This window comes from Methanocella sp. MCL-LM (genome assembly GCF_049676595.1).
Classification (GTDB): domain Archaea; phylum Halobacteriota; class Methanocellia; order Methanocellales; family Methanocellaceae; genus Methanocella_A.
On the sequence record NZ_CP187259.1, the window covers coordinates 1,558,859 to 1,569,682 of the forward strand.

General features: G+C 53.6%; 16 protein-coding genes and 2 tRNA genes. 14 read left to right on the forward strand and 4 right to left on the reverse strand.

The window, feature by feature from the left end; translation table 11 throughout:
* Positions 1 to 35: 35 nt before the first annotated feature.
* From ACPLPM_RS07875 to ACPLPM_RS07900, 6 genes are all read left to right on the forward strand, one after another.
* Positions 36 to 689, forward strand: a complete 654-nt coding sequence (locus ACPLPM_RS07875) for a DUF106 domain-containing protein (protein WP_424359695.1) — start codon at positions 36 to 38, stop codon at positions 687 to 689.
* Positions 686 to 1,213 (forward strand): (d)CMP kinase, encoded by a 528-nt coding sequence (cmk, locus tag ACPLPM_RS07880; RefSeq protein ID WP_424359696.1) that lies wholly within the window; start codon positions 686 to 688, stop codon positions 1,211 to 1,213. The genes ACPLPM_RS07875 and cmk overlap by 4 nt, the downstream gene beginning before the upstream one ends.
* Entirely contained in the window at positions 1,210 to 2,205 is a 996-nt protein-coding gene (locus tag ACPLPM_RS07885; RefSeq protein WP_424359697.1) for an RNA-guided pseudouridylation complex pseudouridine synthase subunit Cbf5, read from the forward strand. Before cmk ends, ACPLPM_RS07885 begins: the two co-directional genes overlap by 4 nt.
* A 117-nt stretch (positions 2,206 to 2,322) precedes the next feature.
* Positions 2,323 to 2,406: transfer RNA gene (locus ACPLPM_RS07890), tRNA-Ser, on the forward strand.
* Positions 2,407 to 2,471: 65 nt separating this feature from the next.
* Positions 2,472 to 3,029, forward strand: coding sequence for a sugar O-acetyltransferase (locus ACPLPM_RS07895; RefSeq protein ID WP_424359698.1), 558 nt, complete (start codon positions 2,472 to 2,474; stop codon positions 3,027 to 3,029).
* A gap of 52 nt (positions 3,030 to 3,081) precedes the next feature.
* Positions 3,082 to 3,510 carry a hypothetical protein gene (locus ACPLPM_RS07900; protein ID WP_424359699.1) on the forward strand — a complete coding sequence of 143 codons (429 nt, stop codon included), beginning with the start codon at positions 3,082 to 3,084 and terminating at the stop codon, positions 3,508 to 3,510.
* Between the two features lie 23 nt (positions 3,511 to 3,533).
* On the opposite strand, the gene ACPLPM_RS07905 is transcribed toward ACPLPM_RS07900, so the two are convergent.
* Positions 3,534 to 4,121 (reverse strand): hypothetical protein, encoded by a 588-nt coding sequence (locus ACPLPM_RS07905; RefSeq protein WP_424359700.1) that lies wholly within the window; start codon positions 4,119 to 4,121, stop codon positions 3,534 to 3,536.
* Between the two features lie 358 nt (positions 4,122 to 4,479).
* Here ACPLPM_RS07905 and ACPLPM_RS07910 point away from each other — a divergent pair, with 358 nt between their 5' ends.
* The 7 genes from ACPLPM_RS07910 (at position 4,480) to ACPLPM_RS07940 (ending at position 8,489) form a co-directional block, all read left to right on the forward strand.
* Positions 4,480 to 5,154 (forward strand): 30S ribosomal protein S13, encoded by a 675-nt coding sequence (locus tag ACPLPM_RS07910; RefSeq protein ID WP_424359701.1) that lies wholly within the window; start codon positions 4,480 to 4,482, stop codon positions 5,152 to 5,154.
* 13 nt (positions 5,155 to 5,167) lie between these two features.
* Positions 5,168 to 5,776: a 30S ribosomal protein S4 gene (locus ACPLPM_RS07915; RefSeq protein WP_424359702.1), complete on the forward strand. Its 609-nt coding sequence runs from the start codon at positions 5,168 to 5,170 to the stop codon at positions 5,774 to 5,776.
* 3 nt (positions 5,777 to 5,779) lie between these two features.
* Entirely contained in the window at positions 5,780 to 6,178 is a 399-nt protein-coding gene (locus tag ACPLPM_RS07920) for a 30S ribosomal protein S11 (protein WP_424359703.1), read from the forward strand.
* 1 nt (position 6,179) lies between these two features.
* On the forward strand, positions 6,180 to 6,968 hold the full coding sequence (locus tag ACPLPM_RS07925; protein ID WP_424359704.1) for a DNA-directed RNA polymerase subunit D: 789 nt from the start codon (positions 6,180 to 6,182) through the stop codon (positions 6,966 to 6,968).
* A gap of 168 nt (positions 6,969 to 7,136) precedes the next feature.
* Positions 7,137 to 7,224: transfer RNA gene (locus tag ACPLPM_RS07930), tRNA-Leu, on the forward strand.
* A gap of 315 nt (positions 7,225 to 7,539) precedes the next feature.
* Complete coding sequence (locus ACPLPM_RS07935; RefSeq protein ID WP_424359705.1) at positions 7,540 to 7,857, forward strand: hypothetical protein; 318 nt, start codon at positions 7,540 to 7,542, stop codon at positions 7,855 to 7,857.
* 179 nt (positions 7,858 to 8,036) lie between these two features.
* A complete protein-coding gene (locus ACPLPM_RS07940; protein ID WP_424359706.1) occupies positions 8,037 to 8,489 on the forward strand; it encodes an aldo/keto reductase in 453 nt (150 codons plus the stop codon).
* A gap of 112 nt (positions 8,490 to 8,601) precedes the next feature.
* On the opposite strand, the gene ACPLPM_RS07945 is transcribed toward ACPLPM_RS07940, so the two are convergent.
* Positions 8,602 to 8,934 carry a hypothetical protein gene (locus tag ACPLPM_RS07945; protein ID WP_424359707.1) on the reverse strand — a complete coding sequence of 111 codons (333 nt, stop codon included), beginning with the start codon at positions 8,932 to 8,934 and terminating at the stop codon, positions 8,602 to 8,604.
* Positions 8,935 to 9,072: 138 nt separating this feature from the next.
* Positions 9,073 to 9,558, reverse strand: coding sequence for a hypothetical protein (locus tag ACPLPM_RS07950; protein ID WP_424359708.1), 486 nt, complete (start codon positions 9,556 to 9,558; stop codon positions 9,073 to 9,075).
* Between the two features lie 155 nt (positions 9,559 to 9,713).
* On the opposite strand from ACPLPM_RS07950, the gene ACPLPM_RS07955 reads away from it, so the two are divergent.
* The gene (locus ACPLPM_RS07955; protein ID WP_424359709.1) at positions 9,714 to 9,992 is read left to right on the forward strand and encodes a hypothetical protein; all 279 of its coding nucleotides are present in this window, start codon (positions 9,714 to 9,716) and stop codon (positions 9,990 to 9,992) included.
* Positions 9,993 to 10,669: 677 nt separating this feature from the next.
* Here the strand turns inward: ACPLPM_RS07955 and ACPLPM_RS07960 are convergent.
* Positions 10,670 to 10,813 (reverse strand): hypothetical protein, encoded by a 144-nt coding sequence (locus ACPLPM_RS07960; protein ID WP_424359710.1) that lies wholly within the window; start codon positions 10,811 to 10,813, stop codon positions 10,670 to 10,672.
* Between the last annotated feature and the right edge of the window lie 11 nt (positions 10,814 to 10,824).

Genomic DNA, 10,824 nt, shown 5'->3' on the forward strand with positions numbered 1-10,824 from the left:
GGCATTAGGCTGCCTTATATTTACAGGTGATTTTTGTGGAGGAAGCCAGTAAAGCGGCCAGCACTAATTGCAAGAAGAAAAAGAATAGTTTCCTGGATACACTTCAGACAATCTTGCTGGTTGTCGGCTTTGCCATCATGCTGGGCTCTATCTTCTTCGCCAACGAGTTCCGGCCCGTAGTCGCAGGCGCCGTCAACGTCGTCGTCGGACCCGTAGCTGCCATGCTGCCCTTTTACATGGTGGTGCTGGTTATCGCCGCCATCGTGACTTTGATCTCCACGTTCATCCAGAAGTACACCATGGACTGGGAACTCATGCAGCGCATGAGCATCCGCAGCCGGGCCTACCAGAAGGAGTACAAGGAAGCCCAGCTGTCCGGTAACAAGCACAAGCTCAAAAAGCTGCAGGAAGAGCAGCTTTCGATGATGGAGGACCAGACCCAGCTTTCGAAACAGCAGCTGAAGCCTATGGGCTTCCTCATGATCATTTCGGTGCCTCTGTTCTTCTGGATGTTCTGGTTCCTGACCAACAACCCGGACATGACTATGGTGTTCCCCTTCTGGGGCGAGCAGAAGATGCTCGATGGCGTCGGGTTCATCTTCCAGTACTGGATCGTCTGGTCTATCATCTGTTCGCTGGCCATCAGCCAGGTTATAAGAAAAGCAATTAACGTGGGGGTAGGCGTATGATTATCACTCTCAGCGGCCAGCCGGGATCGGGCAAGACCTCGGTGGCAAAAGAGCTCGCGGCCAAGTACGGCTTCGTCATCATCTCCGCGGGCGAGCAGTTCCGCAAGCTGGCAGCCGAACGGGGCATGACGCTCGAGGAATTCGGCAAACTCGCAGAAAACGATCCTTCCATCGATCTGGCCATCGACCAGCGGCAGAAGGAGCTGTCCAAACAGTTTCCCAATGCCCTCGTCGAAGGCCGGTTAGCGGGCAGAACCATCGAAGCTGAGATGCGGATATGGCTCAAGACTCCGCTGCGCATCCGCGCCGAGCGCATCGCCAACAGGGAAAACATCCAGGTCCACCGGGCTTACGACGAGACGCACGCCCGGGAGATGTGCGAGCTTTCCAGGTATAAGAAATATTACGATATCGATCTAACAGACTTATCGTGCTATGATCTGGTCATAGACACGTCTAAGTGGGACGCCAAAGGCGTATCCTCGATCATTTTCAAGGCCATTGACGAGTTGAAGAAAGCATGAAGCAACCGGGCGAGACGAAGCGGGAACGGCTGATCAAGTCGAAAGACAAAGCGCAGGGCTACGGTAAGGACCCGCAGACCCGCACTATCAAAGAACTTATGGACCAGGGCGTCATCAACCTCGACAAGCCCTCCGGTCCCACCAGCCACGAAGTGGTCTCCTGGGTCAAGAATATTCTGGAGATCAGGCGGGCAGGCCACAGCGGCACCCTTGACCCCCACGTTACGGGTGTATTGCCCACTATGCTCGGCGACGCTACCAGGCTGGTGCAAACATTACTCTTATCGGGCAAGGAATATGCCTGCGTAATGCGCCTCCACGAGGACGTGCCGGAGAAAAAGCTCCGGGCGGTCATGAACGAGTTCGTGGGAGTGATCTACCAGCGCCCGCCCCTCGTCAGCGCCGTCAAGAGGCAGGTCCGCAAAAGGAGCATTTACTATATCGAGTTTCTGGAGCAGGATGGCCGGGACGTGCTCTTCATCGTCGGCTGCGAGGCCGGCACCTACATCCGGAAGCTCTGCCACGACCTCGGCGAAGCCATCGGCTGCGGCGCCCACATGTACGAGCTGCGCCGGACAAGGAGCGGCCCGTTCACCGAGGACGACTCTTTAATTACGCTGCACATGCTCAAGGATGCTTACACGATATACCAGGAGACCGGCGACGAAAAGCCCCTCCGCAAGTGCGTTTACCCGATGGAATATGCGCTGAGGCACCTGCCGAAGATCATCGTCAAGGACAGTGCCGTAGACGCCCTCGCAAGGGGCGCATCGTTACACGTCCAGGGCATCAGCCAGCTAGAAACAGGCATCAACAAGGGCGACATGGCCGCCGTCTTCACCCACGTGGGCGAAGTCGTCTCTATCGGCCGTGCCCTCATGACCACGGACGAGCTCATGAGCGCGAAAGAGGGCCAGGCTCTTGATACCGTCGCAGTAGTCATGAAACCGGGCATATACCCGTCCGCGTGGAAGAAGAAAGAGGCGAAATAGTCATCTGCTCTCTGAGGCCCAAAGGGCCTCTCAAAGAAAAAAGTTATATGGTAGAATTGTGTAGTAGTGTTGCAATTTTGCGGCGTGGCCGTTGAAAGTTGCACACGGTAACTTTTTGCCGGGGTAGTCTAGTGGTAAGGCGCAAGCCTGGAAAGCTTGTGAGGTGCAAATCTCTCAGGAGTTCAAGTCTCCTCCCCGGCGCCTAAAACTAATTTTCTAAAATACCTTTCTAACATTTATAATCGCGGCCATCCATAGATGTTTTAATGAACGAGAAACAGAAAATGCTCGCCGGCGAACTCTACCTTGCCTCTGACCCGGAGCTGGTCGCCGATCGGTTGCGGGCCCGGAAGCTTCTGCACTCTTACAACTCTACTATGCCCGATCTTGCTGCGAAGCGCTCTCAAATCCTGCAAGACCTCTTCGGCAGTCTTGGTCCAGACCACGAGATCGAGCCGCCCTTTTACTGCGACTACGGCTACAACATCTTCGCCGGCCGCAAATTCTACGTGAACTTCGGCTGCGTAATCCTGGACTGTAACAAGGTTACTATCGGCGATAACGTGCTAATGGCGCCGTACGTGCAGATTTATACTGCGTATCATCCGACAGACCCGGCCGTCCGGATGTCGGGCCGTGAGCTGGCGGCGCCTGTGACGATCGGCGATAACGTCTGGATCGGCGGCGGCGTCATCATCTTGCCCGGCGTTACCGTCGGGAGCAATACGACCCTCGGGGCGGGCAGCGTGGTTACCAAAAATATTCCAGACAACGTAGTTGCTGCAGGTAACCCCTGCAGGGTCTTAAAGACCTTGAAGCCCTGACGTGCAAGGTAACGCTTATTATCCTCAGGGTCAACAAGTAGCGGTTGATATTATGGTATCTTTTAGTTTCTGGCAGAAGTGGCTGCTGGCCGTAAGTGGCATCATTATTTTCTTCGGCCTGGTGATCGCTTTGCTGAGCTGGTCACCGGTATTTGTCGTCTTCAACACCCTCGTCAACGGGACTTTCTGGCCAGGCACTGGACCGGACGAGAGCATACAGCGGTTTACTCTCTGGGCCTATGGCATGCTGGGAGCCACCATGGCCGGCTGGGGCTTGACACTGGCCTTTATAGTGAATGGCCCGTTCGGTAAAAAGGAAAAATGGTCCAGGGATGCGATAGCCGCTGGTGTCGTCCTGTGGTTTGTCATAGACACCTTCATGTCCGTCTACACGGGGGCATACTTCAACGTAGGTGTCAATGTACTGGTGTTAGTACTGGCAGGGCTGCCTTTGTTGATGACCTTAAAAGAGTTTAAGTAAGTAAGTAAGTAAAGCCTGAAGCCTTACTTCTTTGCTTTTTTTCCCTCGCCCTTGACAAGCTGGGTCTCGTACTCGACGAGGAAGCGCTGGAGCTCCTGGATTTTTCCGTCGATCTCCTCGTTGGCCTGGGAGATCGCAGTCGAGGTGTGGGTGTCGATGACGTTGAGCATCGAGCAAACTGGAATCATGCTCAGCCTGATCAGAGTATAGTACTCGGCCTCCGGGGATATTTTGCCACTGCTGGTACTTTTCAGCGAGGCCAGCTTGGCGTCTATCGTCCTCTTGATGTCGGAGATCGCCTCGTCGACCACGACGATTTCCCTCAGATTATGATTATAGATTGCCGTGGCAGACAGGTTGGAGAGCAGGATTAGCTTGTCGATCGCTCCCTGCTTGTCCATGTTGTTGATGGCGGCGATCACTTCGGCTTTGACTGTGAACACCTGCTTCTGAAAATCGTAGAAACCGGCAGCATCGCTCTGGGTGACGCTGCGAGTGACAGCCTTTGGCTGGGCCTGGGGGGCCGGCTGCGCCTTTTTCTCCTGCACTGGCTCGTGCTGGGGTGCAGAATTCTGGCCGCTGTATTTTCCTTTGCTGAACAAACCGATCATATCTATCCCGGCCCGAGCGATCAGGGCGTAGCTTATAGAATAGAATTAATTAATATCCGCTATAACCGTTATGGTCAGAATTGCAATTACAATACTAGAATTTCAGGCGAATGGCGAGCATCGGAGGGTATATCATCCTGCAGGCCAGTTTATACCTGTGTGATCAAACCGGCGAAGCCGGCCTCAATTCACGCAAAACTTTATATAATAAAATGCATTAGGATAGTTGACATTTGTTCATTCTATCGGTGTTTTAGATGGAACAGTCAGTGCCGTGCCGGCATACGATCGGCACTACCACGAGCACGTGGTATCTAAAGACGCACTACGAATAGGAGAGAACAATGGAGCTGATTCAATGAGCGAAAAGACCGATAAGACTGAAAAGAAGCAGAAGAAGGCAGAGGAGACCGTCGAAACGGCATCTGCCGAGGCTGCACCCGCCAAGAAGGGCGGCAAGAAGCAGGCCGCAAAGCCCACCGAGGGCGCACCTGCAGACGAGGCAGCCAAGAAGGGCGGCAAGGGCAAGAAGCCGGCCGCTGAAGAGAAGCCAAAGGACGAAATCAAGTACATCGTCCGTATCGCTAACACCGACCTTGACGGTACGCAGACCGTAGAGTTTGCGCTGACCGGCATCAAGGGCGTCGGCAACCGCATTTCTAAGATCGTCGCACGCCAGGCGCAGGTCGACCCCCACGCAACGATGGGTTACCTCGCGCCCGAGCAGGTCGACAAGCTCAGGGCTGTAATTGACAACCTCGAGGCAAACGTTCCCGTCTGGATGCTTAACAGGCGCAGGGACATCTACACCGGTGAAGACAAGCACCTCTTCGGTGTCGACCTCACGCTGGGTGTCAAGGAAGACATCAACATAATGAAGAAGATCCGCAGCTACAAGGGGATCAGGCACGAGCGCGGCCAGAAGGTCAGAGGCCAGAGGACTAAGTCCACAGGCAGGACTGGAGCAACCGTAGGTGTCGTCCGTAAGAAGGGCGAACAGGGCGGAGCCGCAAAGAAAGAGGATAAGAAATAGGTAGGTGAGCTAAATGGGATACCCAGGAAGAATGAAGAAGCTCTACGACACGCCTAACCACCCGTGGCAGAAAGCGAGGATCGACGAAGAGACTGGCCTTGTCAAGAAGTACGGCCTCAGGAACAAGAAGAGTGTATGGAAGCACGCATCCGAGCTCAGGAAGTACCGTGGCAACGCCAGGGCCCTGCTCGGTGTACTGGCCGCAGGCAACCTGCCGGATGACTCCCACTACATCAGGGACGCCCAGAACATCGTGAAGAAGCTCCAGACCATCGGCATCCTCAAGGAAGACTCCAAGCTCGAGGACATCCTCGCGCTCAAGGTCGACGACATCATGGAGCGCAGGCTGCAGACCATCGTCTACAGGAAAGGCTACGCCAACTCCATAAAGCAGGCACGCCAGTTCATCGTCCACGGACACATCTCCTTAAATGGCAGGAAGATCACCGTCCCGGGCTACCTCGTGCTCAAGGGCGAGGAAGACATGCTCAGCTTCTACGTCGGCTCTTCGATCACCAAGGAAAAGCTGGCCACGAAGCCCGTCGCAGCAGCCCCCGCCCCGAAGGCAGCCCCGAAGGCAGCCCCCGCGGAAGCAGCAGCGGCCCCGAAGAAGGAGGAATAAACAATGGCAGAACAGCCTCAGTTCAAGTGGGCAATTGCACACATCTTCTCATCGTTCAACAACACCATCATCACCGTCACCGACCTGACCGGCGCAGAGACGCTGGCCAAGACCTCGGGCGGCATGGTGGTCAAGCAGGACCGCAATGAGAGCTCGCCCTACGCCGCCATGCAGATGGCAGCCAACGTGGCAGAACAGATCAAGGCAAAGGGCATCATGGGCGTACACATCCGCGTGCGCGCACCCGGCGGCAACCACCAGAGGAGCCCCGGCCCAGGTGCTCAGGCAGCCATCAGGTCGCTCGCCCGTTCAGGCATCCGCATCGGCAGGATTGAAGACGTTACCCCCATTCCGCACGACGGCACCAGAGCCCCGGGCGGCAAGCGTGGCAGGCGCGTATAATATGAAGTTGGAGATCATTGAGCTGAAGGACCGGAAGGCGAAGTTCGTCCTTACCGATGTCACCCCGGCGTTCGCGAACGGCCTCCGCAGGGCCATGATCGCAGACGTGCCCAAGATGGCGATCGACTACGTCGACATCTATGACAACACGTCGGTGCTCTTCGACGAGATGCTGGCACTGCGGCTCGGTCTCATACCATTGAAGACGAACCTCGACATGTACCAGCTACAGTCGGAGTGCGAGTGCAAGGGCGCCGGATGCGCCCTCTGCCAGGTCTCGCTGTCGGTGTCTGCCGAAGGGCCATGCGTCGTCCACTCCAGCGACATGAAGTCGTCGGACCCGGAAACCGTGCCCGTAGACAGCAACATACCCATCATCGAGCTCAAGCAGGGCCAGAAGGTCGTCGTAAGCGGCACCGCCAGGCTCGGCTACTCCCGGGAGCACGCCAAGTTCCAGCCCGTCTGTGCGGCAGGCTACAAGAACGTGCCCATCGTGACGGTATCTGACAAGTGCGACATGTGCAAGGCATGCATCGACGAGTGCCCGAGAGGCGTCTTCAAGATCGAGAAGAACAAGCTCGTGGTCACCGACCAGTACAAGTGCTCGATGTGCAAGCTGTGCGTCGACATCTGCGACGCAGGCGCCATAGACATCTCTGAGGATAAGAAGGCATTCCTCTTTACCATAGAGACCGACGGGTCATACTCCGCCCAGGAGATCATCACCCGTGCCGCTAAGTCCATGAAGGACCGCGCAGCAAAGCTCAGCGAGATACTTGAGGCCTTTTAAAGCCGAACCGTGTCCGCCTCACCGCGGGCACTGCAATTTCTTTTTAGAGACGTTTACTCGAACGGGAAACATCTCCCTGCCAACCGGCCGGTTTGACAATTAACTTTATTAACCTTGAATGTCATTACTAGTCCGCTTACCGTATATTGTCGGTTTGTTTTTCAAACTGCGGGGGTAACCAAGTCAGGCCAAAGGTGCAGGACTTAAGATCCTGTCGCGAAGGCGTTCAGGGGTTCGAATCCCTTCCCCCGCACCACACCACCGAGTAATCGGTTATCCTGGCGTTGCTGGCGGCTAAACTGGCGCTGGCGGGCAGTAAAAAACCTGCACCAGCTTAACTCCCAACCCTATCTGTTTTCTCTCCAAGATTTTCCAGTCTGAATCAATAAGTAGCAATATTTTAGCATTATTGAGTTATTAGTTCAGATATTAGCCTTATTTTTAGATATACGTGCCATTAACTAACGCTTTTCATGAAATCATCGATAATATCGTGTGATTTTCAATTAAATGCTAAGATGATTTATTTATTGTCTACTGGTATTTTTGTTTTGTAGGAGGATGAAAAAGCATGAAGAAATTAGCGATATTCGCTCTGCTAGTGGCGGCTGCGATGGTTCTAACTCTGCCCGCAGCAGCCTGGTGGGGCGGCTGGGGCGGTCTCGGTGGATGCGGTCTCGGACTGGGCGGATGCGGCCTCGGTGGCTTTGGCGGTCTCGGCTTTGGCGGCCTCGGTGGCTTTGGCGGTCTCGGTGGCTGTGGCCTTGGACTGGGTGGCTGTGGTCTTGGTGGTCTCGGCTGGGGCGGTCTCGGCTGGGCTGGCATGGGCCTTGGCGGAATCGGTTCCGGTCTGGGCTTCAACAACCCGTTCATTCCGGGCCTCCGCTAATACTAGCACCAGACAATAAAAAAATATATGACATCTTTGGGACAGGCTAGCAATCGCCTGTCACCCATTGTTTTCCCCTTATTAGACATCACTCATACCCCCGGATAATACCATTAAGGCAAATTTGATCTAATATCAAACATTGACTGCCCTGTCCAAACCTATAATTAATATTAAAAATGATCGATAACTCACAACGATCGACTGAAGGCTTGCGACATGCAGTACAGGACTACAAAAAGACAGGTGATCGCCTGTCTGCACTTGGATTTGGGGCAATGCCGCTGCCGAAGAAGGGCAAAGCTATCGACGAAGAGCGGGCGACCAGGCAGATCCGCCACGCCATCGACCAGGGCGTGAACTACCTGGATACGTCCTGGATGTACGGGAACGAGGCGGTCATCGGCCGGGTTCTGGCGGACGGCTACCGGGAGAAGGTGAATATAGCGACCAGGGCGCCGCTCTTCCTGATCCGGGCCGGTAAAGACCTGGATAAGCTCCTCGATGAGCAGCTGCATAACCTGCAGACCGATCACATCGACTACTATGGATTCCATGCCCTGCCGGCGTCAACATCCCCGCCTGCTTCGAATACTATAACATCATGGGCCTCTTTTTCCGGCCTGTCATGAGCACCTTCATGAGGTACGACCGCTGGAAAAACCGCAGAAAGTCCCGGGCATAGTCCGGGCATAGTCCGGGCATCCCCCGGGACGAGGTAAGCTTACTTCTGATATTATTATTTTAAACCGGGCCCGTCAGCGTGGGCAGCAACCACCCGACGATCGCAGATATGATCCAGATGATGACTGCGATTATGAGCGATTTAACCCAGCCTATCTTGTACAGATACCGTAGTGCGATCAGCCAGACGATACCTGCAAGGACCGATGCGATCAGGCCGTGCCCTATGAAATAATACACTATTGCGTAAATGGCCGTACCAGCCACGGCCGCAATTAACGCGGTTTGTATGCTTTCGGTTTCACCGAACATCTTTGTAACGACATATATCACCAGCGTCGAAATGATCAACGCTATGATAAACAATAGTATTGTGATTACTAATCCCGCCATATTAATCCTCCTCTTTATTAAATTTTTACTCGGCAGGCATTGGCTTAAAATAGACGCCTATTATTATTCGCCAATAGTCATTATGGATTTTTATTGGCGCTAGCAGTTCCGGGGAAGTGGGGCCTTATCCACGTCTGGCTACTTACGGCTGTGCAGGTACGGCAGCAGCTCATTCCGTATGTCCTCGTAGGTCAGCCGGGAGGCCTGGTCGAACTCTTCGGCGTTGAGCTCTATGGCATAAGCCTGCTTCGTGTCTCCTCTGGCTGCAGCGTCTGCGACGTCCCGGTAAAAGGCGGCTGCGTATGTATATTGATCAGCGTTATTGACCAGCTTTTTAGAGAGGTATACCTCTTTACTGGTGTAGTTGCCTTTGGAGATCGTCTCGAAAACCGATTTGTTGTCCTGGAAATGCTTGATGACCGCGCTGAACTCTGTTTTGGCGACGGAATAGTTGCCCTGGTGGTAGAGGGTTTTAGCGTTGTTGTACTGCTGTACAGCTAAATCGTACTTTTCCGTCTCGTTCCTGAAGTCCGGCGGCGTTCCGCCGAAGCAGCCTGCGGCCGATACGATCAGCAAAAGTAGTATCGTGATGCCCATACCTCGTTTCCACGTCTCAGGAACCATTTTCGATCACTATATCATCACTTTCCGCTCTACATATAATTTACCGCTAATATGCCTATTATTTTGATTTTATATGGTATAATTACAATAGTTTAATTTTACTTTCAGGACGGTTATTCCTCATCCATATATGTTCCCCGGGAGATCGATCAACCATGAGCACAGGCGTGAAAATCTGGATGGACCGGGATTCCTCCCGGCTATATGTAAGGCTGGCATCCTCCGGCCGCATGGAGAACCGGGAGTTTCACGAGAGGTTTATACAACCTATGAGAACCCTCGGGTTCAAATTCGACCCGGCCGAAGTCGCCCACTACATCGACATCGGCGAGCCCCAGGAATGCAGGCTACTCTTCCGCCAGCTCGAGGCCAACTTCGAAGTCAGCCGGCTGGAGAAAAAAGAGATATGCTACTGGCTGGGACTCGGCGAGTGAATGCCATTCTAGGATAAACCACGACGGCATGGCCCTTTATCATAGCAACTGTAGATCAAATATTTGAACCACGGCGGCACGGCGACACAAAGACAAGGTGATCCACGACCAGCCAGTGGGTAACTAGAACCACGGCGGCACGGCGACACAAAGACCGTGGTGAACCGGTAAAAGTGAACTCTTTTTTAGTCCACAGCGACACCAAGACAGAGCATTAACCATATGCATACTACTCAATCGTTCAGTCTGATCTCTGATCAATGCCTGAAGGAAGGAAAACATATCTGTCTCCGTGCCATCAGCCTGCCGTGCCGCTGTGAATCAATAAAAAAGGAGTCTTGCTATTCGGGTACGGTTGTCTCCGTGTCGCTGTGCCGCCGTGGTTCAAATAACCATCCTGCCATCGTTTCTCGCTTTGTCTCTGTGTCGCCGTGCCGCTGTGGTTAGAATATTAATCTGGTTATCGTTTCTCGCTTTGTCTCTGTGTCGCCGTGCCGCTGTGGTTAGAATATTAATCTGGTTATCGCTTCTCGTATTGTCTCTGTATCGCTGTGCCGCCGTGGTTAGAACCTTTGTTTTCCAGTTGTCAGGATAAGGAGCCGTGCCGCCGTGGTAAATTCTCTCTGTAACTTCGGGTTGTCAATAGTTATGTCGATCCTCTGGGGTTTGTGTCTGAATCATTTTTTTGGCTTTTTATTCTTCAGTATTTTGTCGAAGACTTCCTCAGCCTCTTTCTTCTCGTCTTCTGTGGGCTGGTGTTTCCCGGCGACTTTGACGTCGCCTTCCTCGATGACGAATTTGCTCTTCTTTTTCTTTTCCATGAACATCACTC

Bases quoted from the DNA above. Each gene is read 5' to 3' on its own strand.
- ACPLPM_RS07920 (WP_424359703.1), top strand. From the start codon at position 5,780: ATGGCAGAACAGCCTCAGTTCAAGTGGGCAATTGCACACATCTTCTCA.
- ACPLPM_RS07900 (WP_424359699.1), top strand. From the start codon at position 3,082: ATGGTATCTTTTAGTTTCTGGCAGAAGTGGCTGCTGGCCGTAAGTGGC.
- ACPLPM_RS07915 (WP_424359702.1), top strand. From the start codon at position 5,168: ATGGGATACCCAGGAAGAATGAAGAAGCTCTACGACACGCCTAACCAC.
- ACPLPM_RS07885 (WP_424359697.1), top strand. From the start codon at position 1,210: ATGAAGCAACCGGGCGAGACGAAGCGGGAACGGCTGATCAAGTCGAAA.
- ACPLPM_RS07945 (WP_424359707.1), bottom strand. From the start codon at position 8,934: ATGGCGGGATTAGTAATCACAATACTATTGTTTATCATAGCGTTGATC.
- ACPLPM_RS07925 (WP_424359704.1), top strand. From the start codon at position 6,180: ATGAAGTTGGAGATCATTGAGCTGAAGGACCGGAAGGCGAAGTTCGTC.
- ACPLPM_RS07935 (WP_424359705.1), top strand. From the start codon at position 7,540: ATGAAGAAATTAGCGATATTCGCTCTGCTAGTGGCGGCTGCGATGGTT.
- ACPLPM_RS07905 (WP_424359700.1), bottom strand. From the start codon at position 4,121: ATGATCGGTTTGTTCAGCAAAGGAAAATACAGCGGCCAGAATTCTGCA.
- ACPLPM_RS07960 (WP_424359710.1), bottom strand. From the start codon at position 10,813: ATGGAAAAGAAAAAGAAGAGCAAATTCGTCATCGAGGAAGGCGACGTC.
- ACPLPM_RS07895 (WP_424359698.1), top strand. From the start codon at position 2,472: ATGAACGAGAAACAGAAAATGCTCGCCGGCGAACTCTACCTTGCCTCT.
- ACPLPM_RS07910 (WP_424359701.1), top strand. From the start codon at position 4,480: ATGAGCGAAAAGACCGATAAGACTGAAAAGAAGCAGAAGAAGGCAGAG.
- cmk (WP_424359696.1), top strand. From the start codon at position 686: ATGATTATCACTCTCAGCGGCCAGCCGGGATCGGGCAAGACCTCGGTG.
- ACPLPM_RS07950 (WP_424359708.1), bottom strand. From the start codon at position 9,558: ATGGTTCCTGAGACGTGGAAACGAGGTATGGGCATCACGATACTACTT.
- ACPLPM_RS07955 (WP_424359709.1), top strand. From the start codon at position 9,714: ATGAGCACAGGCGTGAAAATCTGGATGGACCGGGATTCCTCCCGGCTA.
- ACPLPM_RS07940 (WP_424359706.1), top strand. From the start codon at position 8,037: ATGATCGATAACTCACAACGATCGACTGAAGGCTTGCGACATGCAGTA.